Origin of the sequence: Yersinia artesiana, assembly GCF_902726545.1 — a bacterium.
Taxonomy (GTDB): Bacteria; Pseudomonadota; Gammaproteobacteria; order Enterobacterales; family Enterobacteriaceae; genus Yersinia; species Yersinia artesiana.
Window position 1 is genome coordinate 84,712 of the sequence record NZ_CACVAD010000006.1, and the last position, 26,056, is coordinate 110,767.

The following is a 26,056-nucleotide window of genomic DNA, read 5'->3' on the forward strand; positions in this document are numbered from 1 at the left end:
CTATTCGGGATGCAAAAGATGAACACCATGAGTCAGTTCTATAAACGTCACTTTCTAAGGTTACTGGATTTTACCCCCGCCGAGATTACAGCCCTGCTAGAGTTGGCGGCTGATTTGAAACAAGCCAAGAAATCCGGCTGTGAGCAACAAAAATTGGCAGGTAAGAATATCGCGCTCATCTTCGAAAAAGACTCGACCCGTACTCGATGCTCTTTCGAAGTTGCCGCATATGATCAAGGTGCGCGGGTGACCTATCTCGGCCCAGGCGGGAGCCAAATAGGGCATAAAGAATCAATTAAAGATACCGCCAGAGTATTAGGTCGGATGTATGACGGTATTCAATATCGTGGTCACGGCCAAAAGGTGGTTGAAGCATTGGCTGAATTTGCCGGCGTGCCGGTATGGAATGGCCTGACCAATGAATTCCATCCAACCCAGTTACTGGCCGATTTACTGACTATGCAGGAACACTTGCCGGGCAAACCATTGAGTGAAATGAAATTTGCCTATCTTGGTGATGCACGTAACAACATGGGGAATACCCTGTTAGAAGCGGCCGCTTTGGTAGGGATGGATTTACGCCTGGTTGCGCCAAAAGCCTGCTGGCCGGAGGCCGAATTAGTCGCCACTTGTCAGACCCAGGCCAAAAAGACCGGCGGTAAAATCACCTTGACCGAAGATATTGCCGAAGGGGTAAAAGGGGCTGATTTCTTGTATACCGATGTGTGGGTTTCAATGGGTGAACCGAAAGAGGTCTGGCAAGAGCGGGTTGCATTGCTCAAGCCCTATCAGGTCAATATGGATGTGGTGAAATTGACCGGCAACCCACAGGTTAAATTCCTGCATTGCTTGCCCGCGTTCCACGACGACCAAACTACCGTCGGCAAACAAATGGCGGAACTTTATGACTTACCGGGGGGCATGGAAGTGACCGACGAAGTATTTGAATCGGCTCACAGCATTGTGTTTGATCAGGCCGAAAACCGCCTGCACACCATCAAAGCCGTGATGGTTGCCACTCTGGGAATAGCATAGCAACAAAGGCCGACCATCTGATGTGTCGGCTTTTAATTATTTTTACACCTAATCAATAAGCGTTATTGGCGCAGGCAGATTGAGTGCGGACAGCGCGCAGCCAACGGAGCATACACGGAGTATGTGACGGCGGCGAGCACTGCCCGAAGCTCAAGCTGGCAAGTGAAATAGCTTATTTTACCGCCAACTTCACAACGGCTTTTCGTACATTAGCCGGTTCGCCCACCGCACATAATGGTTTATGCACTTCTCCTGGGTAGAACACCACGAAATCACCGGTTTGCATGACAAACTGCTTCTCATCAACTCCTGCCGGTAAGAACGCAATATCTTTGTCTGCCAACCAGTCGGTATCAGGTTTGCCAGCAGGTAAGTTACTGAAAGTCATCCCCTCAACACCCGCCAGGACTATCTGAATATCCAGATACTTAGCGTGATATTCCGCGCGGCGGTTTTCCAGATAGTCAGTGCTGTCATTGGAAATCAATACGAACAAGTTATTGCCATCAATATCATGCTTACCCAATGGCGTTTCTGCTGTGATGTGACTTTTCACATATTCAATAGCTTCTTTTAATTGCGCCGGCAGATAAGGCAATAATTCCAAATGATGGATGTTTCCGGTGATCATGGTTTTCCCTTCATATAAGTAAAATGAAATGACGTTCCATTATAACCATTTCATTCTATCTTTAGTGGGAAGTCTCTAACATTTATTTATGCCGAAACAGCCTGTGGTGTTGCTTACATGGGTTTCTACCACCAGAATTAAATCGCCGCAGAATCATTACATTTTTACAATATTTCTTTATCACTAATTGTTATAACAAATAACTGTTGAGACTTTGACCACAGACGGCAAAGCTATTATCGTGAGAAACTGCGATGAAATAGTCGAAAAAACAATAATTTCCTATTGGTGTTACCGCACCCGCTATATTTTAAAAACACGATGGTTTAATCCATTTCAGGGAGTCTCAATGAAAGCTAAAATTCTGTCACTGTTGGTTTTTACAGCACTATCTGGCAGTGCACTGGCAGCAACGCCGCCAGATACTCTGGTTGTGGTGCAATCCCTGGATGATATCGTTAGCCTTGATCCGGCTGAAAGTAATGAGCTATCCAGTATTCAGACCGTCCCAAGTCTTTATCAGCGACTGGTGCAAGCCGATCGTGATAACCCGGCAAAAATAGAACCCGTTCTTGCACAAAGCTGGCAAGGCGATGCCGCGGCAAAAACCCTGACAGTAAAATTACGTCCGCAGGCAGTATTTGCCTCCGGTAATCCGGTGCAAGCTGATGACGTGATTTATTCCTTTAATCGCGCAGTCAAAATGAACCGTTCACCGGCCTTTATACTGAATGTCTTGGGCTGGGATGCGAGTAATATCGATCAGCATTTGAAGAAGATTGATAACAATACTGTGCAACTGAGCTGGAGTGCAGATGTCAGCCCCGCGGTTGCACTGAATATTTTATCAACCCCCATTGCCTCAATTGTTGATAAAAAAGCGGTGACCGCTAATGTGAAAGATGACGACTATGGTAATGCCTGGTTGAAAATGCATTCAGCCGGTAGTGGCCCATTCAAAATGCGTGTTTATCAGCCGCATCAGGCCATTGTACTGGATGCCAATCCGACATCACCTGGCGATAAGCCTCTGATTAAAAATATCATTATTAAAAACGTTCCCGATCCAAGTGCTCGCCGTCTGTTGATCCAGCAAGGTGATGCTGATATCGCGCGTGAGTTAGGGCCAGACCAAACTGCGGCGCTGAAAACCCAGGCGGGTATTCAGGTTGTCGAAATCCCGTCTGCCGAACAAAACTATCTGGTCTTTAATACGGCCAATCAGGCCAATCCGCTGTTGAGCAAACCTGAATTCTGGCAAGCCGCCCGCTATTTGGTTGATTATCAGGGAATTACCAAAGATTTGCTGAAAGGCCAGTATTTTGTACACCAAAGTTTCTTGCCAGTGGGTTTACCGGGTGCGCTGGAAAGCAATCCGTTTACCTTTGATCCTGCTAAAGCCAAAGAAATTCTGACCAAAGCCGGTATTAAAGACGCCACGCTGACTCTGGATGTGGAGAACAAACCGCCATTTATTACGATTGCCCAGTCGTTGCAAGCCAGCTTTGCCCAGGGTGGCGTGAAATTGGTGTTATTGCCAGCCGCTGGTAGCCAGGTGTATGGCCGCGTGCGCGCCAAACAGCATCAGTCAGCTATCCGTCTGTGGATCCCGGACTACTTCGATGCACACTCAAATGCCAGCGCCTTTGCCTATAATGACGGTAAGAGCAGCACTGTTGCCGGGTTAAACGGCTGGGTTATTCCTGAGCTGAATAAACAAACATTGGCAGCAGTCGCCGAGGCTGATCCAGCCAAGCGCACCGCGCTCTACACTCAGTTACAAGAAGAGCTGCAAAAGAACTCGCCTTATATCTTTATTGATCAAGCCAAAGCACAAGTTGTGCTACGAGATAATGTAAAAGGCTATCAACAAGGTCTGAATGCAGATATGGTCTATTATGACCGCGTCAGCAAGTAGTGCTGGCTTATCAATAAAGTCTTATGAAATATAAGTAGGTTGCTAGTCGATGTCTGTCGCACTAAATCAAACGCCGGGAACCCTATCCCGGCGTCGTCTTTGGGGGTTTTTACAGGGATTATTCACCCTGGCCCTGACCTTATTCGGTCTACTGGTTATCACCTTTTTCCTGTCGGCGCTGTCGCCGGTGGACAGGGTGCTGCAAATCGTGGGCGACCACGCCAGTGAGGCCACTTATCAGCAAGTTAAACAACAACTTGGGTTGGATAAACCTTTACCAGTTCAGTTCTGGCATTATCTGGAGCGGCTGGCGCATGGGGATCTGGGTGTCGCCAGCGCCAGCGGTCAGCCGGTATTACAAGATCTACTGACCGTTTTCCCTGCCTCATTGGAACTGGCAACATTATCGCTCGTGATTGGTGCAGCACTGGGGGTTATCCTCGGCTTACTGTGCGCGCGCTGGGCGGGTAGCAAACTGGATGCCACCATCCGCTTTATCACCTTGCTGGGGAATTCGGTCCCTATCTTCTGGCTTGGCTTGCTGATGCTATTGCTATTTTATGCCCGCCTGCAATGGAGCCCCGGCCCTGGCCGTCTCGATGATATTTATCAATATACCGTGGAAGCGACAACCGGTTTTGCCCTGATCGATACCTGGCGCTCAGATGATGCTGGTGCCTTTGGCAATGCCATCGCTCATTTGATCTTACCGGTCTCCCTGCTCTCTTATTACGCGCTTGCCAGCATTACTCGCCTGACACGTTCAGCTTGCCTGAGTGAACTGAATAAAGAGTACATCACGCTGGCAAGAGCCAAAGGCGCGGGTGAGATGCGGATTTTATTGACGCATGTGCTGCCGAATATCCGTGGCACCTTGCTGACAGTGATTGCTCTGGCCTATACCAGCATGTTGGAAGGCGCGGTGCTCACCGAGACCGTTTTTGCCTGGCCGGGCATTGGCCGTTATCTGACCAGCGCGCTGTTTGCCGGCGACACCACGGCCATTATGGGCGGAACACTGTTGCTCGGTATGTGCTTTATTTTGATTAACAATGTGACGGATCTGCTGGTCCGCTTGCTGGATCCGAGAACGCGCTGATATGTCGATACCGATAACAAAAATCTGCCACACGCTAAAGCGTTCGCCATCCACCAGCATTGGGCTATTGATTCTCTCCTCACTGGTGTTTATCGCGATTTTCGCCCCATGGCTGGCACCATTTGATCCCAACTGGCAAAACGCGGCCGACCGGTTGCTACCTCCGGGCGCAGTTCACTGGCTGGGAACTGACAGTTATGGCCGCGATATGCTGTCGCGCCTGATTTACGGCACGCGCCCTACCTTGGGGCTGGTGCTGCTGGTTACCGTCATAACCTTGCCGCTCGGCTTGCTGGTCGGGGTACTTTCCGGTTATTACGGCGGCTGGCTCGAACGTATTCTGATGCGCGTTACCGATGTGGTGATGTCGATGCCACGGCTGATTCTGGCTTTTGCTTTTGTTGCCATGCTTGGCCCCGGATTAATTAACGGCGCGCTGGCATTGGCCCTGACCACTTGGCCGGCCTATGCCCGTCAGGCCAGAGCTGAGATTCAGTTATTGCGTAAAAGTGATTATCTGGCCGCCGCTGAAATGATGGGAATCAAAGGGTTGCGGTTACTGTGGGGGCATATTCTCCCGATGTGCCTCCCTTCTGCGGTGGTGCGTCTGGCATTGGATTTAGCCGGTATTATTCTGGCTGCGGCAGGTCTTGGCTTCCTCGGGTTAGGGGCGCGCCCACCCATGTCAGAATGGGGTTCCATGGTCGCGGATGGCATGCAGGTTATCTTTGACCAATGGTGGATTGCCGCTATTCCGGGCTGCGCTATCTTACTGAGCAGTATGGCATTTAATCTGTTAGGCGATGGCCTGCGCGATATTTTGGACCCTCACCATGACTGATAAAATTTTTGCCGTCGACAATCTCTGTGTCGATTTCCAGCAGCTGCGAGTGGTGGATAATATTTCATTCCATCTCGGCCGTGAACGGGTTGCACTGGTGGGTGAGTCCGGTTCGGGCAAATCCATTACCGCCAGAGCATTGATGGGATTAGTTCGTGCGCCGGGCAAAGTCAGTGCTAAAAAGCTCAGTTATTATGCTGATAACATCGATCAACAGGGCAATTCAGGTCAGGTTATCGAACACGACCTATTGCAGTTGAAACCGAAACAATGGGGCGCATTACGTGGCAGCGAAATTGCTATGGTGCTGCAAGATCCGCGCTATGCACTGAATCCGGTACGAACCGTGGGGAAACAAATTGAAGAATCCCTGCTGCTACATAATACGCTTTCCCGCGCGGATACCCGCGAGCGGGTATTGAATGCGTTAGCCTCGGTCGGGCTCAATGAAAGTGCCTGGCACAGTTACCCCGGCCAACTTTCTGGCGGTATGGGCCAACGAGCCATGTTAGCTATCGCTTTAGTGAATAACCCACGGGTATTAATTGCCGATGAGCCAACCTCCGCATTGGACGCCAAATTGCGTAATCAAATACTGGAGTTGATTGTCGAACAGACTGAGCAGCGCAATATGAGTTTGTTGTTGATCAGCCACGATCTGCCGTTAGTCGCCGAGCATTGCCATCGCGTGTTGGTGATGTATCAGGGGAAACTAGTGGATCAAGGCGCGGCGGCTGACCTGCCCCATTCGACTCATCCTTATACCCATACTTTATGGGCTTGCCGCCCGAATGCCAGTACCTATGGCACTGATCTGCCGGTATTAGATCGCAGCGCTGATTTCTCAGGAGGTTCCCGTGGCACTGATTGAAGTCAAAAATCTACGCGTCAGCTTTGCCCAAAAGAATCAGCTAAAAACAGCGGTTGAGTCGGTCAGTTTTGCGGTTGAAGCAGGTGAAACATTCAGCCTGATTGGGGCATCTGGCTGCGGTAAATCTACCGTATTGCGTACCTTGGCCGGTTTACAGCGGGAGTGGCAAGGCGAGATAACCTTGCTGGGCCAACCATTGCAACCGGGGCAACGTTTCATCGGCCAATTGCGTAAAGATGTGCAGATGGTATTCCAGGATCCTTATGCGTCACTGCATCCACAGCATAATATTCAGCGCACACTGGGTGAGCCGCTAAAGATTCACGGTGAGCAAAACATCCAACAACGTATTGACCAGGCTTTAGAACAAGTGGGCTTGCCGGCATCGGCGGCACAGCGCTATCCGCATCAATTTTCCGGTGGTCAGCGCCAGCGCATTGCCATTGCTCGCGCCCTGCTATTGCGACCAAAACTGCTGCTGTTGGATGAACCGACCTCAGCATTAGATATGTCAGTGCAAGCGGAAATCCTCAATCTACTCAATCATTTGAAACGCGAACACGGTATGACCTATTTGTTGGTCAGCCATGACAGTGATGTGGTGGCACATATGTCCGAGCGCGCAGCCATGATGGAGAGTGGGAAAATTGTGAGAGAGTTTACGCGGCGGGATCTTGAGTTAGCGGAACATTTTATGGGGTAGCACTTTATAGGACAACAAAAGCCGTTCAGTACCCGGCAAAATCGAGTACTGAATGCTATCGAAACATGAGGTAGCGGTAGAGAAGCCGTTCCAAATCTTGTTTCATACTGACAAAAGCCAGTATTTCCACAGTTTGGCCATCATAGTCATAGATGACGCGGTACTCACTGTCGGGATCCAGCCGCTCACACAATTGCACACCGCTATCTGATAACATTGAGTTAAAACGATAGCGGACCGGATCTTCACTGATCGCTGTTATTGATGATATCAATAAATTATCAACGAACTCCCAGCCTTAACCGGCCCCATAGTAGCGCTTTTAAAGGATTCGATATCCTGAAGAACCCATTCTGCTGCTGGTGATATAATTATTTGGGATATTCCTAACCTCAATATTATTACTTGCGTGCAGCGCGCAGCTTCCTTAACGTGTCTTCCGCCGACATGCCTTGCTGGTTTTTAATATCCTGCTTAGCCAGCATAACCAGCTTCAGCAGAGCATTTGATTGGCGCTCAAGATTACGTTCTTTAATCTCCGCCTCCCTTTCTGCTGCGGGTTGGACAAACAGCTCAGCGACACCATTTTTTGTGACGAAAACGCCGCCGTCAAAAAGTTCGGGAGAACCTAGCCCTTCTCGCGCCGCTTTTTGGGATATAGTCGTTGCCATATAAGTTGCTCCTTCAATGATCTTTCATACTCTAAGCAAACTATTACCCGCGCAGTTAAATATCAAATTTATACTAAATTTGTACACGCATAATCATATCAACGAAAAACCTTTAATCATCTATACCTCTGCCAATTTACCTCCGATGGTGAGCGTTTGGGTCGATTTTTTACAGGAACATTTCCGCCCAATGAGGCGCTAACTAATCCTATTTAGTGCAAAAAAAAGTGGCATAAAAATGTCCATTTTGTGATGCACTGAACAAGGAATAAACCTAAAGCTGATTTCCTTGTTCTAGGTCAATTATGTTGACTGTCACTTCTGTCATTACCCATATATAGTGTCTATAGGAATTAACACACCTATATGTAGTAGTTATCCACAAAACCATCCACATCCCCTCGCAGCCCTTATGTGCTGCGGTTTGTCTTGTGGATAAGATTGTTTTGGGGCTAATCCTACGCGGCAGGATACAGGAGCGACATTGTGAAAACAGTAGTGATTAAACGGGACGGTTGTCAGGTACCTTTTGATGAGGTGCGAATCAAGGAAGCTGTCGAGCGCGCAGCGCTGGCGGTTGGCGTGGTAGACGCAGATTATTGTGCAACTGTTGCCCGTGTGGTCGCTCAGACGATGGAGAACCAGCCGAAAGTTGATATCCGCGATATCCAAACTGCGGTAGAAAACCAACTGATGGCCGGTCAATACAAGCAGCTCGCCCGAGCCTATATCGAGTATCGCCATGACCGGGATATCTCGCGTGAACTGCGTGGTCGCCTGAATCAGGAAATCCGGGGTTTGGTCGAGCAAAGTAACAAAGCGCTGCTGAACGAAAATGCGAATAAAGACAGCAAAGTCATCCCGACTCAGCGTGATTTGCTAGCCGGTATTGTCGCGAAACACTATGCCAAACAACATATTTTGCCGCGAGACGTGGTTTTGGCTCATGAACGTGGTGAAATTCACTATCACGACCTGGATTACGCGCCATTTTTCCCGATGTTCAACTGTATGTTGATTGATCTCAAGGGGATGCTGACCCAAGGTTTTAAAATGGGTAACGCAGAAATAGAGCCGCCAAAATCCATTTCTACCGCTACCGCAGTGACTGCGCAGATTATCGCGCAGGTAGCCAGCCATATCTATGGTGGCACAACCATTAACCGCATCGATGAAATTCTGGCACCGTTTGTCACCGAAAGTTTTAATAAACACAAGCGAGTCGCAGAAGAGTGGCAGATTCCAGATGCTGACGGTTATGCCCGGTCACGCACCGAAAAAGAGTGTTATGACGCTTTCCAATCGCTGGAATATGAAGTGAATACCCTGCATACCGCCAATGGTCAAACACCGTTTGTTACCTTCGGCTTCGGGTTGGGTGCCAGTTGGGAGTCGCGCATGATTCAGCAGGCGATTCTGCGTAATCGCATCGCCGGTTTGGGCAAAAATCGTAAAACCGCCGTGTTCCCAAAACTGGTGTTTGCTATCCGCGATGGCCTGAACCATAAATTTGGCGACCCCAACTACGATATCAAACAGTTGGCGCTGGAGTGTGCTACCAAGCGCATGTACCCAGATATTCTCAATTATGATCAAGTGGTTAAAGTAACTGGCTCCTTCAAAACACCAATGGGCTGCCGCAGCTTCCTTGGCGTTTATGAAGAAAATGGCGAACAGATCCACGATGGCCGTAACAATTTGGGGGTTATCAGCCTCAACCTGCCGCGTATTGCATTGGAAGCTCAAGGCGATGAAGAGAAATTCTGGCGATTACTGGATGAGCGCCTGCTGCTAGCCAAGAAAGCCTTGATGACTCGCATTGCCCGACTCGAAGGGATCAAAGCCCGCGTGGCACCAATCCTATATATGGAAGGGGCCTGCGGTGTGCGCTTGCAAGCGGATGACAATATCGCCGAAATCTTCAAAAATGGCCGCGCATCAATCTCACTGGGCTTTATTGGTATTCATGAAACGCTTAATGCTCTGTTTGGCAATCAATCCCATGTATTTGATGACGAAAAGTTACGTGCAAAAGGCGTGGCTATCGTCGAGCGCATGAGACAAGCCACGGATAGCTGGAAAGAAGAAACGGGTTACGCTTTTAGCTTATACAGTACGCCGAGCGAAAACCTGTGTGACCGCTTCTGCCGCCTGGATACCGCCGAATTTGGTGTAGTAGAAGGTGTCACCGACAAAGGTTATTACACCAACAGCTTCCATCTGGATGTTGAAAAGAAAGTTAATCCGTACGACAAACTGGACTTCGAAGCGCCTTACCCACCATTGGCTAACGGCGGTTTTATCTGTTACGGCGAATACCCTAACTTGCAGCACAACCTCAGAGCGCTGGAAGATGTCTGGGATTACAGCTACAGCCGGGTGCCATATTACGGTACCAACACGCCAATTGATGAATGCTACGAGTGCGGTTTTACCGGCGAATTCTCCTGTACCAGCAAGGGCTTCACCTGCCCGAAATGTGGTAATCATGAGCCATCAAAAGTGTCAGTCACCCGTCGGGTATGTGGCTATTTGGGTAGCCCGGATGCACGGCCATTTAACGCCGGCAAACAAGAAGAAGTGAAGCGCCGCGTTAAGCATTTGGCAAACGGACAACTGGGCTAACCCACTAAAGACAAAGGCCCAAAGTAATTGGAGTTGCAGGTAGGCAGCAAGCGAACTTATCCCGATGAGCTTACTGATGTAAGTGATTCGGGTAAGTGAACGTAGCGAACACCCCTGCGACTTCAAGTACGAGGGAGGCACTGATTATGAATTATCATCAATATTATAGCGTCGATGTTATAAATGGCCCCGGCACTCGCTGTACGCTGTTCGTCTCTGGCTGCGTACACGAATGTGTGGGTTGTTATAACAAAAGCACCTGGCGACTGAATTCGGGTAAGCCATTTACCCAAGAAATAGAAGATAAAATCATCGCGGATCTGAACGATTCCCGTATCCGCCGGCAAGGGTTATCCCTCTCTGGCGGTGATCCGCTGCATCCACAAAATCTGTCCGCCATTCTGCAACTGGTCAAACGCGTACGCCAGGAGTGCGACGGTAAAGATATTTGGCTCTGGACTGGCTATACAATGGCTGAACTGACCGCCGACCAACATCAAGTGGTTGATTTAATCAATGTGCTGGTCGATGGCAAATTCGTCCAAGATCTAAAAGATCCGTCACTTCTTTGGCGCGGCAGCGGTAATCAGGTTATCCATTTTCTGCGCTAATTTATTTTAGCCATTCTGCGCACTCTTCAGAGCCAGAATGGCAGTTACTCCCCTTAAATTCCCTCACTTCTGAAAAACGGTTTATCACGCCGCAAGATTTCATCGTTCCGCCATCTCAGCTTAACCCTACTGTCATTAAAAACCGCCAACATAGTGGGTGAGAAAACTTACTGGTTATCACCATGACAATCCACCACCTGCTTATCCGTATTGCTCCTGATATTTCATTGTGGATGGCCGTCAGACGTGATGATGCACTCAGAGGGTATATCTGCCATGCACTTATCTAGACCACCGACCAGTTATCCCACCCGCTATCAACAAATTGCGGCCCAGTTAGAACAGGAACTACGCGGTGCGTATCGCTGCGGGGATTATCTGCCGTCCGAGCAGCAGTTAGCCGAACGTTATCAGGTCAATCGCCATACCCTGCGTCGGGCCGTCGATGAGTTGGTCGAGCGCGGCTGGCTGCAACGTCGGCAAGGTATCGGCATTCTGGTGTTAATGCGCCCTTATGACTATCCGCTGCATGCCAATGCGCGCTTTAGCCAAAACTTATTAGATCAGGGTAGTGACCCCACCAGTGAGCGCTTACTCGCCGTCTTACGCCCGAGCATTGAGCATGTCGCTAAAGCGCTGTCATTGGATGAAGGGACGACAGTGATCCATTTACGCACCCTGCGGCGAGTCAATGGTGTACCGGTCTGCGTTATCGATCACTACCTGCCGGATTTGAGTTGGTGGCCCGCGTTGCAGCAGTTTAACTCCGGCTCACTGCATCAATTCATCAGCCAACATCTGCAACAGCCTTTAAGCCGTAGCCAAACCCGCATTAGCGCACGCCGTGCTCAGGCCAAAGAGAGCCGTTTGCTTGAGATTGCCACCCATGCGCCGCTGCTCTGTGTGCGCACCTTGAATATCCGTGTTGATAACCAGCAGGTGGCGGAGTACTCCGTCAGCCTGACGCGCGCCGACATGATTGAACTGACCATGGAGCACTAAATGGAAAGTATCTCGAACACCCGGCAGGGCTGGATGTCAGTGTTGGCCCACAGTCAACCGGCGCAATTGCTGGCACATTGGCAACCCTTGAATTTGGCACCGCAGTATCAGGTGATCCGTGCACCAGAGATTGGTTTGAGCCAATTACAGGCGCGAATGGGCAGCACTGGCCAGCGGTTTATTTTGGGTGATATGACCCTCACCCGCGCGGTAATCAGGCTCAACGATAGCGCCGATATCTATGGTTACAGCTACATTGCCGGGCGCAATAAACCTCATGCAGAACTCTGCGCGCTATTAGATGCGTTATTACAACTTTCCAGCATAAATGGAAAACCAGCCGGTCTGAGTGAGTTGCTGCTGAAAACCGTCATACATCCGCTGGCGGCCATACAGCAGGAGCGGCGGGAATTGCGCGCCCGCGCGATCGCCACCAGTAAAGTGGATTTCTTCACCCTGGTGCGAGGAGAAGACTAATGAGCCTGTTAAACCATTTTGACCAGCCGGTTGATGATGCTCAGCACGCTTTTCGCCGTATTCTCAAGGCATTAAGCGAACCGGGAGTTGTCGTTTCACTGCCCCATGGCAGCGGCTGGCAGCCATTAAATCCCGCCACTACCAGCATCCTGCTGACCCTGGTTGATCAGGAAACGCCGCTCTACCTGGATGAACCGCTCAACCATGATGCCGTACAACAGAATATACGTTTTCATTGTGGAGCGCCGCTGACAACCAGTATCAAAAATTCACTTTTTTCTTTATTCGACAATGAGATAAAAGAAGAACTTTTGATTAACTGCCCGACGGGTAATGAACTGTCGCCAGAGCACTCCACCACCGTTATTCTTCAGGCCACAAGTCTGCACCATGGTGTGCCTCTGCGCTTGCGCGGGCCGGGCATTGAGCACCACCGCACCGTGGCTCCGCAATTGCCCTCTACGGTGTTGAATTACCTGCTTAACCGCCCTGCCGCATTCCCTGCCGGCCTCGATTTTCTGTTGACCTGCGGTGAGAACCTAATGGCTATCCCACGAACCACCCATGTGGAGGTGTGCTGATGTACGTTGCAGTCAAAGGGGGCGAAAAAGCCATTGCGGCAGCCCATCAATTACTCGAACACCAGCGCCGTGGTGATACACAGATCCCGGCTATCGATTGCGAACAGATTGAGCAACAGCTAGGTCTGGCGGTAGATCGAGTGATGACTGAAGGCGGTATCTATGATCGCGAACTGGCTGCATTGGCAATCAAGCAAGCCAGCGGTGATCTGGTCGAAGCGATTTTCCTGCTACGCGCCTACCGCACCACATTACCGCGTCTGGCGGTCAGCCAACCGTTAGCAACTGGCAATATGCGGCTGGAGCGGCGCATCTCCGCCATTTACAAAGATTTGCCCGGCGGGCAAGTGCTTGGCCCTACCTACGATTACACCCACCGGCTACTGGATTTCACCCTGCTGGCCTCGGGTGAAGCGCCACCCGCGCTTAATCGCCGGGAAATATCGCCAGAAGCTGAAAACAATTGCGCTCATGTGTTTGATTTATTAGCACAACAGCAATTAGCGAAAGTTGAGCAGGATGACGGCACCCCGCCGGAAGATATCACCCGCAACCCGCCGGTTTACCCCTGTAATCGCTCAGCCCGGCTGCAACAACTGGTGCGCGGTGATGAAGGCTTTCTGCTGGCGCTGGGCTATTCCACCCAGCGCGGCTATGGTCGAACTCATCCATTCGCCGCCGAGATCCGCACCGGCGAGCTGACCATTTCAATTGAGCCGGAAGAACTGGGATTTGCGATTGATATCGGTGAGATCTTACTCACCGAATGCGAAATGGTGAATGGTTTTGTCAGCCCGGCAGCAGAACCCCCACATTTCACCCGCGGTTATGGTTTGGTGTTTGGTCGTGGTGAGCGCAAAGCCATGTCGATGGCCTTGATGGATCGCGCCTTACAAAGCCGGGAATACGATGAAAATGTCGCCAGTCCGGCGCAAGATGAAGAGTTTGTGTTATCCCACTCCGATAATGTCGAAGCCGCCGGTTTTGTCTCTCATCTCAAATTGCCTCATTACGTTGATTTTCAAGCGGAACTGGAGTTACTCAAGCGCCTGCGCCGTGAGCATTCAGCCACAGAACAGCAGGAGCCGCGCCATGACTGAAGTTCTCACCGGTTACAACCTGGGTTATCTGGACGAGCAAACCAAAAGAACCTTGCGCCGCGCATTACTGAAAGCCGTGGCTATCCCCGGTTATCAGGTGCCATTCGGCGGCCGTGAGATGCCGATGCCTTATGGCTGGGGCACCGGTGGCATTCAGTTAACCGCCTGTCTGATTGGCCGTTACGATGTGCTGAAAGTGATCGACCAGGGAGCCGATGACACCACTAATGCGGTGTCGATCCGCCGCTTCTTCCAACGAGTCAGCGGAGTGGCGACTACCGAAAAAACCACTGACGCTACCTTAATCCAGACCCGGCACCGCATCCCAGAAACACCGCTGACGGAGGATCAGATCCTTATCTATCAGGTACCGATCCCGGAGCCGCTGCGCTTTATTGAACCGCGTGAAACCGAGACGCGCAAAATGCATGCGCTGGAGGAATACGGCGTAATGCAAGTCAAGCTATATGAAGATATCGCCCGCTACGGCCATATCGCGACCACCTATGCCTATCCGGTAAAAGTGAATGATCGCTATGTGATGGATCCGTCGCCAATTCCGAAATTTGATAATCCCAAAATGCACATGATGCCCGCGCTGCAACTGTTTGGGGCCGGCCGTGAAAAACGCCTGTATGCCCTGCCACCTTTTACCAAAGTGGAAAGTCTGGACTTCGACGATCACCCCTTTAGCGTGCAGCAATGGGATGAACCTTGTGCTTTGTGCGGCTCGCGCCACAGTTATCTCGATGAGGTGGTAATGGACGATAAGGGCAGCCGGATGTTTGTTTGTTCGGATACTGATTTTTGCCAGCAGCAACTGGCTCAGGCCGCCCCACAAGAGGTGAATATTCAATGATCGTTGAACAGGTTATTTCAAAAACCGCTGCTGTTCACCCGCTGTTGTCGGTGGAGAATCTTACCCATTTGTATGCGCCGGGTAAGGGGTTCAGTGATGTCTCTTTCCAACTGTATCCCGGTGAAGTGTTAGGGATTGTCGGTGAATCGGGTTCGGGTAAAACCACCTTGCTGAAATCCATTTCAGCCCGTCTGGCACCGCAACATGGGCAAATTTTTTATCGGCCTGATGCCCAATCAGCGGTTGATTTGTATCAGATGGCCGAAAGCCAACGCCGCCGTTTACTGCGCACCGAATGGGGCGTGGTGCATCAGCACCCACTCGATGGGCTGCGGTCACAAGTCTCGGCGGGCGGCAATATCGGCGAGCGGCTGATGGCTATCGGTCAACGCCATTATGGCGAGATCCGCCAACAAGCAGGCCGCTGGCTGGAAGATGTCGAGATCCCCTTATCCCGTCTTGATGACCTGCCCACCACCTTCTCCGGCGGCATGCAGCAGCGACTGCAAATTGCCCGCAATCTGGTGACACATCCGAAGCTGGTGTTTATGGACGAACCGACTGGTGGCCTCGACGTGTCAGTGCAAGCACGGTTGCTGGATTTACTGCGCAATCTGGTGGTGGAAATGCAATTGGCGGTGGTGATTGTCACCCATGACTTGGGGGTTGCCCGCTTATTGGCTAACCGTCTGCTGGTGATGAAAGAGGGGCACGTTATCGAAAGTGGCCTGACTGACCGGGTGCTGGATGACCCGCACCATCCGTATACCCAGCTACTGGTTTCATCGGTATTACAAAACTGAGTGAGAACTGACTATGAACGCCCTACAGTTGCCTATGCTACAACTGCCTATACTACAAATGAAAGTTGAAAATCTCAGTAAAACCTTTGTGTTACACCACCAGCATGGTATTCGCCTGCCGGTGCTGCATCAAACTTCATTAGAAGTTGGCAGTGGCGAATGTGTGGTGCTGCACGGCCATTCCGGCAGCGGAAAATCCACCCTGCTGCGCTCTTTATATGCCAATTACTTACCCGACAGCGGCCATATCTGGGTGAAACATCAGGGAGAATGGCTGGATATGGTGAGCGCGCAAGCCCGGCAAATTATGGCGGTGCGCCGCCATACGGTGGGCTGGGTCAGTCAATTCTTGCGGGTGATCCCGCGAATCAGTGCATTGAATGTGGTGATGCAGCCGTTGCTGGAATTGGGGGTTGATCGGCAAATCTGCCAACAGCGGGCGCAGGATCTGTTGACGCGACTCAATGTGCCACCGCGGTTGTGGGATCTGGCTCCTTCTACCTTCTCCGGCGGCGAGCAACAGCGGGTTAATATCGCGCGAGGGTTTATTGTCGATTATCCCATTTTGCTGCTGGATGAGCCGACGGCTTCACTCGATAGCACCAACAGCGCCGCAGTGGTCAGCCTGATTGATGAAGCTAAACAGCGCGGAGCCGCAATTGTCGGTATTTTCCACGATGAAAAAGTACGCAATCATGTCAGTGACCGCTTACTGACCATGACACCGCCCCCCGCTCACGTCAGCACAGAGATCCCATCATGATCTTCAACAACGTCAATCTTATTCTTGAGGATCAGGTGGTCAGCGGATCACTGGAAATCCACCAAGGGGTGATCCGTAGTTATAGTGATCGTCCGACACAACTTGCAGCGGCAATTGATGGACAAAATAGCTGGTTGTTGCCGGGGTTGATCGAGCTGCATACCGATAATCTCGACAAGTTTTTTACTCCCCGCCCCAATGTGGATTGGCCAGCACATTCAGCCATGAGTAGCCACGATGCGCTAATGGTTGCCAGCGGGATAACTACCGTGTTGGATGCCGTGGCGGTTGGCGATGTGCGGGATGGCGGTCATCGGCTGGATAATCTGCAAAAAATGATTAATGCCGTGGTGGAGAGCCAGCGGTCAGGATTGAATCGAGCCGAGCATCGAATTCATTTGCGCTGTGAATTACCCCATGACAGCACCTTACCGCTTTTTGAAGAACTGATGATGCAGCCAGAGCTTTCATTGGTATCTCTGATGGATCACTCACCGGGCCAGCGCCAGTTCGCTTCACGCGCTAAGTACCGTGAATATTATCAGGGTAAATATCACCTTAACGATCAGCAAATGGCAGAGTTTGAAGAAGAGCAAATCAGCCTATCCGCCCGCTGGTCGGGGCCGAATCGACAGGCCATTGCCGCTCATTGTCGTCAGCGGGGAATAGCTTTGGCCAGCCATGACGATGCCACTGCTGAACATGTGGCGGAATCACAGGCATTGGGTAGTGTCATTGCTGAATTCCCCACCACCGAAGTGGCGGCCAGAGCCTCACATCAACATGGGTTACAGGTATTGATGGGCGCACCCAATATTGTGCGCGGCGGTTCCCATTCAGGCAATGTCGCCGCGCACCAACTGGCATCACTGGGCGTGTTGGATATCTTATCTTCCGATTATTACCCCGCCAGCCTGCTGGATGCCGCATTCCGTATCGCGCATGACGAGAGCAACAGCTTCACCGTAGCGCAAGCGGTCAATCTGGTGACACGTAACCCGGCCAGAGCTTTAGGGTTAGCGGATCGCGGCGTGATTGCCGAAGGTAAGCGGGCTGATTTGATATTGGCGCGCACCCATGAGGGTTCACACCATCAGCATGTGTATGTACAAAACGTCTGGCGGCAGGGAATACAGGTGTTCTGATGGCGCGCTTAATCTATCTGATGGGCGCTTCCGGTGCAGGCAAGGATTGCCTGCTGTCCGCGCTACGGGCGGCCATGCCCACCAACGTTATGGTCGCGCATCGTTATATTACCCGCGCAGCCAATGCGGGCGCTGAAAATCATATCGCATTGAGTGAACAGGAGTTTTTATTGCGCGCCAAACAAGGGCTATTTGCGCTGTTTTGGCAGGCGCATCAGCACCATTATGGGGTAGGAATTGAGATTGATATTTGGCTACAACACGGGTTGGATGTCATCGTGAATGGCTCCAGAGCCTATTTACCCGAAGCCCAGCGGCGCTATCACCACCAATTACTGCCACTGTGTCTGACCGTTTCGCCGGCAATTTTGGCCCAGCGCTTACTGCAACGCGGGCGTGAGAACAGTGAGCAAATCAAGGCGCGTTTACAGCGGGCGCAACATTATCAACAGCAACTGCCGGTTAACTGCCAGCGACTTTGTAATGATGGCGAATTGCACCACACGCTGGGGCAATTACAGCAATTGCTGGCAACTCCCCCCACCACACAGCAGGAGGGGAAGCAAAAATGGAACTAACATTGTTAGGAACCGGATGCGCCCAACAGGTGCCGGTGTTTGGTTGTCAGTGTGTGATTTGTACCAAAGCCAGATTACAACCCGCGCTGCGCCGTCAACCTTGCAGTGCAATGTTGCGTTATCAGGGGGAAACGACCTTGATTGATGCCGGGTTGCCGACACTGGATCAACTGTTTGCTGGAGGGGAAATTCAGCGTTTTTTGCTTACACATTACCACATGGATCACGTTCAGGGGTTATTTCCGTTACGTTGGGGGTGTGGAAATGCGATCCCAGTGTACGGGCCGCCAGATCCTGATGGCTGCGACGATCTGTATAAGCATCCGGGAATATTGGCTTTTCAGCCGCCACTCAGCGCATTTCACCCAATTCAATTTGGCGATTTACGGGTGACACCAGTGCCCCTCAATCACTCAAAAATCACCTTCGGCTACCTGCTGCAAAGCCCTAACCGAACTATCGCCTATCTCACCGACACCATTGGGTTGCCCGCCGATAGCGCGCTATTTTTAGCCAGTAAGAATATTGATTTATTGATACAAGATTGCAGCCATCCGCCACATCATCTTTCCCCACACCGTCCGCCGCCACGTAATCATAATGATGTGACAATGGCCCTCGCTATCAGTGAGTTACTAAAACCGGCAGCCACCTTGCTGACCCATATCAGCCACCAATTGGATGCCTGGGCGCTCGACAACACACTGCCCGACGGCATCGCTATTGGGCAGGACAATCAGATAATTAGCTTATAATGATTAATGTTGCTGCATCTGTGCGGATGACAGAATTGTCACCCCCTCTTTCGGCGGAGCGAAAGCCTGATCAAGCAGCGCTTGTGCCACATCTTTGGCTTTAATTAAGCGCCATTTATCAGGTAATAAGGCAAACAACGGCGCGCTGAGATTTTCCATTAAGCGCGGTTTAGTGCGTTGACCGGCCAGCATTGAGGGGCGGGCGAAAGTGAGTTGTGGCCAGCCCTGAGTTTGTAAATCCCGCTCTGCCTCGCCTTTGGTGCGGTTATAAAACAGCCACGAGTTAGGATTAGCCCCCATCGCGCTCACTAGCAGGAAATGCCGCGCGCCAAGTCGCAAACCGGTTTCACCCGCAGCCAACACCAGCCGATAATCCACCTGACGAAATGCCGCCTGACTGCCCGCTTGCTGGCGGGTGGTACCCAGACAGCAAAACACCAAATCCACCGGCTCATCCAGAGTTTTTAGTAACTCGCCGATATTCTCGCCTTGCGGATTAATCAGTTTATTCATGGCCGGCAACTGCTTGCGGGTTGGCGCAATAATAGAAGTTACGCGGGCATCCAAACGCAGCAAGCGCAGTAACTCGCCCCCCACCAGGCCACTTGCCCCCAGTAATAATACCTTCGCCATCTGACCTCCTGATAAAAACGCTAGTGCCACCCCGACATGGAGATAATCATCAAATCAATTGATATGAATAATAAATACCAGAAACACCAGAACATAGCGAAGAAACTATGCTCAAAGTCATTGGCGTTTTGCAGGTCGGCGGCAAGTGAACTCATCCCGATGAGCTTACTGACTTTAAGATCAACAACCAGTAAGTGATTCGGGTAAGTGAGAGTAGCTAACACCCTGTAATTTCAAGGAAGAAGGGCATGCCAATGCAATTTCTTGCCAAAACCAAGAGTATTATTGGTCATCTTGATTTCCAGCAAATTAAGCTGCCAGAGGGGGGCGGATGCGACTTTTGCTACCGGAAAACGGCGACAATAGCGCTGGCGGGCGATCTGTTCGGCGTCATCCTTTAATTCGGTTATTGCACCGCGATATTGGATGCCTTTGATCAACGCTACCGTGCGTGGCTGGGTGGCAATTGTGCCGACCACCTGCGGGTTTATCTGCATCAACTCGCCGTGACGGGTGTGTTTTTCTGTCATCAGATAAAGCGCCATTTTCGCTTCATCAAAGACATAAAAACAGTTGGCACACCACATATCCATACCGCTGCCAGCGCACAGCGTCAGAACATGTTGCTGGCGCAGGAAGCGGGTAATGGAGATCAGGTCATCAGGGTTATTCACATCACTCATTGTTCACATCACTTTCCAGCAGAAAAACAGCCTTGAGTGTATATCAACTTTAGCTTGATTAACCTTGACCCGACTAACTTTGCCACATCAGACGGTCACGTGATGTCAGGGTGTCAGCCGGCAGAGTCGCGAGTACCGCCTGATAGCGTTGCGCCTCTTTTGGATAACCGCGCGCCGCCTGTAATAACAGCCGCAATGCACTGTCATAGTCGATTCCCCGCAAATCGCGGTAAGGCCACAATTCAGGTTCAGCAATAAATGGCAGTAAATAATCAATCCCTTGCTGCACATTACGCCCATCCTGTACCCACTCCCAGCGGTCAATTTCAACATGTTCGCCATAACGGCACAGCAGCAAATGCGCCTCCATATTGAATAAGGAATAGTGGAAAGGCACAGTGCGCTCCAGTTCCATCCACTGCTTACCGTCTTGCGCTATTTGTGCCGCCAGCCGCTGGGTAATCCCTTGACGGATAATGGTGGAAACCAATCCACGATCACCATAGAACATCGCATTGGCCGCGCGCTGGACGTCATACCAGGTGCCGTGGTTGTTGTGCCAGACATACTCTGAATGACCCACTTCGCTGTGGAACATCCAGTGGTTAAAATCGCGGAACCACTGCTGTAACACCGCAGTATCCTCGGTATCCAGCAACTTGGCGGGCAATATCAACCCGATGGTATCAATCACCATCCACATCAATCGGGTATCAATTAACCCCGTCCCGCGGCCAGAGACAATGCCGGGGATAGCCTGACCATAATTCAGGTGTGGGTTCATGCGGGTTTTGGCATCCAAAAACCAGCAACGGATCTGTTCTGCCGCCACCTGAGCATAGCGGCTATTACCGGTAAAATAGTATGCCAGCCCGAGGGTTAGGCAGCGGTCACACATCCGCTCAATGCGCTGAGTATCGGTATCGTCATTCTGGCTCTGTGGATTGGTATGCCCATCGCGGCGCACATAGGGCAATCCATTGGGCTTACGCGGGTTCGGCCACCAGTAAGTGCCAAAACTGTAATAATCGTGAATGTCGCCACTGACGGGAAGTAGCGTTTTGTGGGTCACACTTTCCGGCGGTTGATCGCGCAATGCATCGGCTTCACTTAATAACCGGCGCAAGGCCGGTTGTAGTGGTGAAAATGGCTGCTGCAATACCGCTTTTGCCTTGATCAGGCAGTCCACATCTAGCGTGTACAATTTCATCGGCGTCATCGCGTTGCTTCCTTTATGCGGCCTGACAAGCAACCCGCACGCCAGTGGCGGCATCAAAAATGTGGATACCGGCGAGCTTGGGTTGTAAATACACCGTCTCCCCTGCATTCACCGCCAGACGCTGTTTGAAGACCGAGGTAAAGCGCCCCCCGCCGGTGCTGCAAAATAGCTGCATATCCGAGCCGGTATTCTCAATCGCGGTAATAGTCGCTTTCAGCGCACTGGCGCTGTGGCTTTCATCCACCACATTGACCTGTTCCGGGCGAATGGCATACACCACACTTTGCCCATCCGTCACTTGCAAACCGGCAGGCAATGTCAGTAAAGAGCCATCTTCCAGCCGCAGCAGGAATTCACCATCTTGCTGCACTACAGTGCCTTTCAGTTGATTGATCTCCGGCGATCCGATAAAACCGGCCACAAACAGATTGGCTGGGCGATCATATAGATCCAATGGCGAACCCACTTGCTCAATACGGCCGTCGCGCAATACCACGATCATCTGCCCCATGGTCATCGCTTCAATCTGATCATGTGTGACATACACCGACGTGGTTTTTAGCCGCTGATGTAATTCACGGATCTCACCACGCACCTGAGTACGCAATTTGGCATCCAGGTTCGACAAAGGCTCGTCGAACAAGAACACTTGTGGGTTACGCACGATGGCGCGCCCCATAGCCACCCGCTGGCGCTGGCCGCCGGACAAATCTTTCGGTAGCCGCTCCAACAGTGCCTGTAAGCCCAGTAACTCGGCGGTGGATTCCACTTTTTGATTGATATCGGCTTTGGACATTTTAGCCATTTTCAATGCAAAACCCATGTTCTCGCGCACCGTCATCTGCGGATAAAGGGCATAACTTTGGAACACCATAGCAATGTCGCGCATCTTGGGTTCAACATCAGTGACATCTCGATCATTGATGCCCACCGTGCCGCCAGAGATCTCCTCCAACCCGGCAATCATACGCAGTAAGGTAGACTTTCCGCAGCCACTTGGGCCAACCAACACGCAAAACTCACCATCAGGGATCTCCAGCGATACATCGCGGATCACATGGGTGTCACCGTAAGATTTACAGACATTTTTAAGTACAACCGATCCCATTTTGTTTCTCCCTAGCCTTTAACCGCGCCAGACATGATCCCGCGATTGAAATGTTTTTGCAGACCCAGATACACGATGATGCTTGGCAACATCGCCAACAGAGTGATGGCAATAAAGATGTTTGGTGTGATGGTTTCGTCAGTACGTAATGTGCCGAGGATCACCGGAATAGTGTTCAAACTGTCCTGATTCACCACAATCAGTGGTAACAGGTATTGGTCCCAAATCATGATGAAGCCGAAGGTCACCACCGTGCCCAATGCCGGTTTGACCAGCGGCAGGATGACGTGGAAGAAGATTTGCCATTCGCTGGCACCATCAATACGCGCCGCCTCTTCCAGCTCTTTCGGGATAGCCGCCATAAACTCGGTCAACACGAAGATAGAGAAAGCCCAGCCCACCACCGGCAAGATCATGCCCAGATAGCTGTTGTATAGCGAAGCATCGATAAGCGGCAGTCGCCAGTTGATTATCATATACAGCGGAATGGCGATCACTTCTTCCGGCAGCATCATGGTCGACAGAATAACCAGGCTGGTCAGCGAGACGCCGACAAACTTTTTACGCGCCAGCGCATAGGCTGCCAGTGCACTGACCGACACCTGTAACACCGTGCCGAAGAACACCACGACGATCGAGTTCAGCAGGTATTGCCAGACGCCGATATCCATCCAGGCGAAGATAAAGTTATCCCACGAGAATTGATTGGGCCAGGCTAATAACTCACCAGGTTTGACCGGCGCGCCGCTGAATGCGGTGGCGATAATGCCCCAGTACGGGCCGACAAAGACCACCAGCAACAGGCCATAAATTACCCAGCGGCCGATACTGTTCCAACTTTTACTTTTCATTACCAGTCTCCGGCTCGGTTAGTAACGGGCGATGCGCTTTTTCAAGGTGAGATGACAGATGGTCAGCACCACAGTGAAGGCGAATAACAGGAAGGACACCGCTGATGCATACCCATAATCAAACTGCTCAAAGCCCAGCTTGTAGATATGAGTCATGATCATTTCTGTCGCATTAGACGGGCCGCCGCCAGTGGTGGCATAGACTTCAGCAAACACCCGGAAACCACGGATGAATGACAGCATCAGCACCACAGAGAGTGCAGGGATCATGCCGGGCAACGTGACGTAACGCAGGCGGTTCCACCAGTTAGCACCGTCCACATTCGAGGCGTCATACAAATCACGGCTAATTCCCACCAGACCGGCAATAAAGATAACCATATTGTAAGGCACGGCTTTCCAGATATGCAGCAACATCACGGTCCACAGCGCCTGGTCGGTATCTGCCAGAAAACCCTGCGCTTCAATGCTGAACCACGACAAAATGTGGTTCACCACCCCATTGCTGGTCGGGTTAAACAGAATTCGCCACATTTCGGCGACGATCGCCGCACTGGTCACCGCAGGCAAGAAGATAGCGGTACGGATAAAACGCAAATGCCGCGCCGGACCTTCCAATAGCATGGCTAAGAAGAAGGCGATAAAAGCGGCCACCACCATGGTGACCACCACATATAACAGGGTGTTGAAAACCGCAGAATGCAGTGCTTCATCACCCATCGCGCGGGAAAAGTTGTCAAACCCGACCCACTCATTTGGCTGGTTAAAGTTAACCTTGTAAAAACTCATCACCAGCCCTTGTAGCATCGGGATGAATTTAAACCAGGTGAAGATGACCAGTGCCGGGGCCAGGAACAGCCACGGAACCAGATTACGTTTTAGTCGGGGGGTTAGCGTTATCATGATTTACTCACTGCCCTAAGACATTCTGTTTAGCCAACTCATCATTCACTTTCTGATTCACTACTTTTAATTCAGCAGGGATATCACCTTCACAGTTGGCTAAGATGCGGTTGAAACCTTCAGCAGTCACCTGGCGAATCGGCGTCCAGTTAGGAACTTGCGGAATATAGCGGCCATGTTCGGCGTACAAATCTGCAAACATTGCCCAACGCGGATCGTTATAAACCGCTTTAGTATCAACCTGTTTATTAATAGATAAGCGCACTACTGGCATATTATTGCTGCCCATTCCCATGCCGATTTGTTGCCCTTCCGGTGAAATCATGAATTCTATGAATTTCTGAGCGGCTGCTTTTTTCTGGCTGCTTTTCATCATAAATACCGTGGTGCCTTCAGCCAGTGTTGCCTGCCCTTTTGGCCCTTTTGGTGGCGGGATCACTTCAAAAACATCTTTACCAGGGTCTTTATCAAATAGAGCAATATGGTATGGGCCAGTGACGAACATGCCGCTTTGACCGGAGCGGAAAGAAGGAATGGCATCTGCGGTGGTGGCGTTAATCGCCCCCGGTTGTACCGTTTTATCGCACACCATGCCGCGTATGAAACTCAGAGTTTCAACCGCTGCGGGTTCTTCCAGTGAGCCTTTAAATTTGCCCTCACCGGCCGGACGAATGAAATCCCCACCGGCTTGCCAGAGGTAGGAGCTAATAAACCAACTGGTGTAGCCACGGGTGGTAGAGGCGGGCAAAATAAAGCCGTAAGTGTCATTTTTGCCATTACCATCGGGGTCATTAAAGGTAAATGCTTTCGCCAGAGTGCTGATATCTTCCCAGCTTTTGGGTAGCTCTAACCCCAGTTTTTCTCGCCAATCTTTACGGATAAACAGCGCAAAAGTTTGTGCTGAAGTGGGGACGCCGTAATATTTGCCATCAATATATTGAGCGCTCTCCCAAGCGGTATCTAAGATGTCTGCCCCGCCAATGATATTTTTCGGTTCAATTGGCTCCACAATCCCCAGTTGGACAAACTGCCCGATAGCCGCCGCATCATTGAAAATCAAGTCTGGCAGCGCGTTGCCAGCTGCGGCTCGTGCCAGGCGCTGTTCAAAATCGGTCGTGGCATTAAAATATTCAATTTTGATGCCGCTTTTCTTCTCAAAAGTTTCAGCTTCTGTTTTATAAATATTTTTGGAATCATTACTGGCACGTATCCACACCTGTAATGTTTCTGCTGCGTGAAGAGAAGGAACCCCCATGGCTAAATAAGTTAACAACAGCAAAGATTTTATTTTTACTTTTGACATTATCATTTTTGTCTTCATCTCAGCGTCCTCGTTGAAATCTAATTTTTATGAATTTACCCAGAAGTTTAAATAACAGAATAAAATCACGAAACACTCGACAACATTAGAACCCAGAGGAAAACAAAAAACTACACCACAAAAAACAAAACTTAATTCCATTTTGAATTTTCTGCTTAAGATCACACTTGAAAAATGATGAAAAATAGAGATTTAATTAAATTAATTCTTAAAAACAACAAGTTAAAATCTTCATTTTAAAAACTAAAAAAATCACGAGGTTATTTAAAC

27 protein-coding genes and 1 pseudogene are annotated in these 26,056 nt (G+C 50.7%); 18 read left to right on the forward strand and 10 right to left on the reverse strand.

The annotated features are described in order from the left end of the window. Positions 1-27: 27 nt before the first annotated feature. Complete coding sequence (gene argF / locus HU019_RS03250) at positions 28-1,035, forward strand: ornithine carbamoyltransferase (protein ID WP_174849345.1); 1,008 nt, start codon at positions 28-30, stop codon at positions 1,033-1,035. A 172-nt stretch (positions 1,036-1,207) separates the two neighbouring features. Here argF and HU019_RS03255 read toward each other — a convergent pair whose 3' ends face one another. Next, positions 1,208-1,666 (reverse strand): NanQ anomerase/TabA/YiaL family protein, encoded by a 459-nt coding sequence (locus HU019_RS03255; protein WP_050875469.1) that lies wholly within the window; start codon positions 1,664-1,666, stop codon positions 1,208-1,210. A 349-nt stretch (positions 1,667-2,015) separates the two neighbouring features. Between HU019_RS03255 and HU019_RS03260 the strand changes: the two genes are divergently transcribed. The 5 genes from HU019_RS03260 to HU019_RS03280 are packed head-to-tail and all read left to right on the forward strand — an operon-like array spanning position 2,016 to position 7,098. Then, the gene (locus HU019_RS03260; protein ID WP_174849325.1) at positions 2,016-3,584 is read left to right on the forward strand and encodes an ABC transporter substrate-binding protein; all 1,569 of its coding nucleotides are present in this window, start codon (positions 2,016-2,018) and stop codon (positions 3,582-3,584) included. Between the two features lie 49 nt (positions 3,585-3,633). Beyond that, positions 3,634-4,683, forward strand: coding sequence for an ABC transporter permease (locus HU019_RS03265; RefSeq protein ID WP_174849326.1), 1,050 nt, complete (start codon positions 3,634-3,636; stop codon positions 4,681-4,683). A 7-nt stretch (positions 4,684-4,690) separates the two neighbouring features. Then, positions 4,691-5,524, forward strand: coding sequence for an ABC transporter permease (locus tag HU019_RS03270; RefSeq protein WP_174849346.1), 834 nt, complete (start codon positions 4,691-4,693; stop codon positions 5,522-5,524). Next, on the forward strand, positions 5,517-6,395 hold the full coding sequence (locus tag HU019_RS03275) for an ABC transporter ATP-binding protein (protein ID WP_174849327.1): 879 nt from the start codon (positions 5,517-5,519) through the stop codon (positions 6,393-6,395). Before HU019_RS03270 ends, HU019_RS03275 begins: the two co-directional genes overlap by 8 nt. Beyond that, positions 6,382-7,098, forward strand: coding sequence for an ABC transporter ATP-binding protein (locus tag HU019_RS03280; RefSeq protein ID WP_174849328.1), 717 nt, complete (start codon positions 6,382-6,384; stop codon positions 7,096-7,098). The genes HU019_RS03275 and HU019_RS03280 overlap by 14 nt, the downstream gene beginning before the upstream one ends. Positions 7,099-7,153: 55 nt before the next feature. Here the strand turns inward: HU019_RS03280 and HU019_RS20235 are convergent. Beyond that, a pseudogene (locus tag HU019_RS20235) lies at positions 7,154-7,482 on the reverse strand (type II toxin-antitoxin system RelE/ParE family toxin). 17 nt (positions 7,483-7,499) lie between these two features. After that, a complete protein-coding gene (locus tag HU019_RS03285) occupies positions 7,500-7,769 on the reverse strand; it encodes a hypothetical protein (RefSeq protein ID WP_174849329.1) in 270 nt (89 codons plus the stop codon). Positions 7,770-8,255: 486 nt separating this feature from the next. Here HU019_RS03285 and nrdD point away from each other — a divergent pair, with 486 nt between their 5' ends. The 12 genes from nrdD (at position 8,256) to phnP (ending at position 19,068) form a co-directional block, all read left to right on the forward strand. Further along, a complete protein-coding gene (gene nrdD, locus HU019_RS03290; protein WP_174849330.1) occupies positions 8,256-10,394 on the forward strand; it encodes an anaerobic ribonucleoside-triphosphate reductase in 2,139 nt (712 codons plus the stop codon). A 146-nt stretch (positions 10,395-10,540) separates the two neighbouring features. Next, positions 10,541-11,005: an anaerobic ribonucleoside-triphosphate reductase-activating protein gene (gene nrdG / locus HU019_RS03295; protein WP_174849331.1), complete on the forward strand. Its 465-nt coding sequence runs from the start codon at positions 10,541-10,543 to the stop codon at positions 11,003-11,005. 276 nt (positions 11,006-11,281) lie between these two features. Then, positions 11,282-12,007 carry a phosphonate metabolism transcriptional regulator PhnF gene (phnF, locus tag HU019_RS03300; RefSeq protein WP_174849332.1) on the forward strand — a complete coding sequence of 242 codons (726 nt, stop codon included), beginning with the start codon at positions 11,282-11,284 and terminating at the stop codon, positions 12,005-12,007. Then, positions 12,008-12,484: a phosphonate C-P lyase system protein PhnG gene (phnG, locus tag HU019_RS03305; protein ID WP_174849333.1), complete on the forward strand. Its 477-nt coding sequence runs from the start codon at positions 12,008-12,010 to the stop codon at positions 12,482-12,484. Next, positions 12,484-13,065: a phosphonate C-P lyase system protein PhnH gene (gene phnH, locus HU019_RS03310; protein ID WP_174849334.1), complete on the forward strand. Its 582-nt coding sequence runs from the start codon at positions 12,484-12,486 to the stop codon at positions 13,063-13,065. Before phnG ends, phnH begins: the two co-directional genes overlap by 1 nt. After that, positions 13,065-14,165 (forward strand): carbon-phosphorus lyase complex subunit, encoded by a 1,101-nt coding sequence (locus tag HU019_RS03315; protein WP_174849335.1) that lies wholly within the window; start codon positions 13,065-13,067, stop codon positions 14,163-14,165. The genes phnH and HU019_RS03315 overlap by 1 nt, the downstream gene beginning before the upstream one ends. Next, entirely contained in the window at positions 14,158-15,024 is an 867-nt protein-coding gene (locus tag HU019_RS03320) for an alpha-D-ribose 1-methylphosphonate 5-phosphate C-P-lyase PhnJ (RefSeq protein ID WP_050075710.1), read from the forward strand. The genes HU019_RS03315 and HU019_RS03320 overlap by 8 nt, the downstream gene beginning before the upstream one ends. Beyond that, positions 15,021-15,827 carry a phosphonate C-P lyase system protein PhnK gene (phnK, locus tag HU019_RS03325; RefSeq protein WP_174849336.1) on the forward strand — a complete coding sequence of 269 codons (807 nt, stop codon included), beginning with the start codon at positions 15,021-15,023 and terminating at the stop codon, positions 15,825-15,827. The genes HU019_RS03320 and phnK overlap by 4 nt, the downstream gene beginning before the upstream one ends. A 13-nt stretch (positions 15,828-15,840) precedes the next feature. Further along, on the forward strand, positions 15,841-16,590 hold the full coding sequence (gene phnL, locus HU019_RS03330) for a phosphonate C-P lyase system protein PhnL (protein ID WP_174849337.1): 750 nt from the start codon (positions 15,841-15,843) through the stop codon (positions 16,588-16,590). After that, complete coding sequence (gene phnM / locus HU019_RS03335; RefSeq protein ID WP_174849338.1) at positions 16,587-17,735, forward strand: alpha-D-ribose 1-methylphosphonate 5-triphosphate diphosphatase; 1,149 nt, start codon at positions 16,587-16,589, stop codon at positions 17,733-17,735. Before phnL ends, phnM begins: the two co-directional genes overlap by 4 nt. Next, positions 17,735-18,313, forward strand: a complete 579-nt coding sequence (gene phnN / locus HU019_RS03340) for a ribose 1,5-bisphosphokinase (protein WP_174849339.1) — start codon at positions 17,735-17,737, stop codon at positions 18,311-18,313. Before phnM ends, phnN begins: the two co-directional genes overlap by 1 nt. After that, a complete protein-coding gene (gene phnP, locus HU019_RS03345) occupies positions 18,304-19,068 on the forward strand; it encodes a phosphonate metabolism protein PhnP (RefSeq protein ID WP_174849340.1) in 765 nt (254 codons plus the stop codon). The genes phnN and phnP overlap by 10 nt, the downstream gene beginning before the upstream one ends. A 3-nt stretch (positions 19,069-19,071) precedes the next feature. Here the strand turns inward: phnP and HU019_RS03350 are convergent, their stop codons facing one another. The 7 genes from HU019_RS03350 to HU019_RS03380 all read right to left on the reverse strand — a co-directional run bounded on the left by HU019_RS03350 (position 19,072) and on the right by HU019_RS03380 (position 25,786). Further along, positions 19,072-19,701, reverse strand: coding sequence for a Rossmann-fold NAD(P)-binding domain-containing protein (locus tag HU019_RS03350; RefSeq protein ID WP_174849341.1), 630 nt, complete (start codon positions 19,699-19,701; stop codon positions 19,072-19,074). A gap of 233 nt (positions 19,702-19,934) precedes the next feature. Continuing rightward, positions 19,935-20,384 (reverse strand): YhbP family protein, encoded by a 450-nt coding sequence (locus HU019_RS03355; protein ID WP_174849342.1) that lies wholly within the window; start codon positions 20,382-20,384, stop codon positions 19,935-19,937. A gap of 73 nt (positions 20,385-20,457) precedes the next feature. Beyond that, complete coding sequence (locus HU019_RS03360) at positions 20,458-21,594, reverse strand: alginate lyase family protein (protein ID WP_050076111.1); 1,137 nt, start codon at positions 21,592-21,594, stop codon at positions 20,458-20,460. Positions 21,595-21,616: 22 nt separating this feature from the next. Beyond that, on the reverse strand, positions 21,617-22,711 hold the full coding sequence (locus HU019_RS03365) for an ABC transporter ATP-binding protein (RefSeq protein WP_174849343.1): 1,095 nt from the start codon (positions 22,709-22,711) through the stop codon (positions 21,617-21,619). 11 nt (positions 22,712-22,722) lie between these two features. Beyond that, the gene (locus HU019_RS03370) at positions 22,723-23,562 is read right to left on the reverse strand and encodes a carbohydrate ABC transporter permease (protein WP_077174300.1); all 840 of its coding nucleotides are present in this window, start codon (positions 23,560-23,562) and stop codon (positions 22,723-22,725) included. 18 nt (positions 23,563-23,580) lie between these two features. Next, positions 23,581-24,465 carry a carbohydrate ABC transporter permease gene (locus HU019_RS03375; protein WP_005156239.1) on the reverse strand — a complete coding sequence of 295 codons (885 nt, stop codon included), beginning with the start codon at positions 24,463-24,465 and terminating at the stop codon, positions 23,581-23,583. Between the two features lie 7 nt (positions 24,466-24,472). Further along, a complete protein-coding gene (locus HU019_RS03380) occupies positions 24,473-25,786 on the reverse strand; it encodes an ABC transporter substrate-binding protein (protein ID WP_174849344.1) in 1,314 nt (437 codons plus the stop codon). Positions 25,787-26,056: the final 270 nt, after the last annotated feature.

What these genes read in the sequence shown, in the direction of transcription:
- HU019_RS03265 (WP_174849326.1), top strand. Translation starts at nt 3,634, where the DNA reads ATGTCTGTCGCACTAAATCAAACGCCGGGAACCCTATCCCGGCGTCGT.
- HU019_RS03315 (WP_174849335.1), top strand. Translation starts at nt 13,065, where the DNA reads ATGTACGTTGCAGTCAAAGGGGGCGAAAAAGCCATTGCGGCAGCCCAT.
- HU019_RS03380 (WP_174849344.1), bottom strand. Translation starts at nt 25,786, where the DNA reads ATGAAGACAAAAATGATAATGTCAAAAGTAAAAATAAAATCTTTGCTG.
- HU019_RS03365 (WP_174849343.1), bottom strand. Translation starts at nt 22,711, where the DNA reads ATGGGATCGGTTGTACTTAAAAATGTCTGTAAATCTTACGGTGACACC.
- phnF (WP_174849332.1), top strand. Translation starts at nt 11,282, where the DNA reads ATGCACTTATCTAGACCACCGACCAGTTATCCCACCCGCTATCAACAA.
- HU019_RS03285 (WP_174849329.1), bottom strand. Translation starts at nt 7,769, where the DNA reads ATGGCAACGACTATATCCCAAAAAGCGGCGCGAGAAGGGCTAGGTTCT.
- HU019_RS03375 (WP_005156239.1), bottom strand. Translation starts at nt 24,465, where the DNA reads ATGATAACGCTAACCCCCCGACTAAAACGTAATCTGGTTCCGTGGCTG.
- nrdG (WP_174849331.1), top strand. Translation starts at nt 10,541, where the DNA reads ATGAATTATCATCAATATTATAGCGTCGATGTTATAAATGGCCCCGGC.
- HU019_RS03370 (WP_077174300.1), bottom strand. Translation starts at nt 23,562, where the DNA reads ATGAAAAGTAAAAGTTGGAACAGTATCGGCCGCTGGGTAATTTATGGC.
- HU019_RS03360 (WP_050076111.1), bottom strand. Translation starts at nt 21,594, where the DNA reads ATGAAATTGTACACGCTAGATGTGGACTGCCTGATCAAGGCAAAAGCG.
- phnL (WP_174849337.1), top strand. Translation starts at nt 15,841, where the DNA reads ATGAACGCCCTACAGTTGCCTATGCTACAACTGCCTATACTACAAATG.
- HU019_RS03260 (WP_174849325.1), top strand. Translation starts at nt 2,016, where the DNA reads ATGAAAGCTAAAATTCTGTCACTGTTGGTTTTTACAGCACTATCTGGC.
- phnG (WP_174849333.1), top strand. Translation starts at nt 12,008, where the DNA reads ATGGAAAGTATCTCGAACACCCGGCAGGGCTGGATGTCAGTGTTGGCC.
- HU019_RS03255 (WP_050875469.1), bottom strand. Translation starts at nt 1,666, where the DNA reads ATGATCACCGGAAACATCCATCATTTGGAATTATTGCCTTATCTGCCG.
- argF (WP_174849345.1), top strand. Translation starts at nt 28, where the DNA reads ATGAGTCAGTTCTATAAACGTCACTTTCTAAGGTTACTGGATTTTACC.
- phnK (WP_174849336.1), top strand. Translation starts at nt 15,021, where the DNA reads ATGATCGTTGAACAGGTTATTTCAAAAACCGCTGCTGTTCACCCGCTG.
- phnN (WP_174849339.1), top strand. Translation starts at nt 17,735, where the DNA reads ATGGCGCGCTTAATCTATCTGATGGGCGCTTCCGGTGCAGGCAAGGAT.
- HU019_RS03355 (WP_174849342.1), bottom strand. Translation starts at nt 20,384, where the DNA reads ATGAGTGATGTGAATAACCCTGATGACCTGATCTCCATTACCCGCTTC.
- phnM (WP_174849338.1), top strand. Translation starts at nt 16,587, where the DNA reads ATGATCTTCAACAACGTCAATCTTATTCTTGAGGATCAGGTGGTCAGC.
- HU019_RS03320 (WP_050075710.1), top strand. Translation starts at nt 14,158, where the DNA reads ATGACTGAAGTTCTCACCGGTTACAACCTGGGTTATCTGGACGAGCAA.
- HU019_RS03275 (WP_174849327.1), top strand. Translation starts at nt 5,517, where the DNA reads ATGACTGATAAAATTTTTGCCGTCGACAATCTCTGTGTCGATTTCCAG.
- phnH (WP_174849334.1), top strand. Translation starts at nt 12,484, where the DNA reads ATGAGCCTGTTAAACCATTTTGACCAGCCGGTTGATGATGCTCAGCAC.
- phnP (WP_174849340.1), top strand. Translation starts at nt 18,304, where the DNA reads ATGGAACTAACATTGTTAGGAACCGGATGCGCCCAACAGGTGCCGGTG.
- HU019_RS03350 (WP_174849341.1), bottom strand. Translation starts at nt 19,701, where the DNA reads ATGGCGAAGGTATTATTACTGGGGGCAAGTGGCCTGGTGGGGGGCGAG.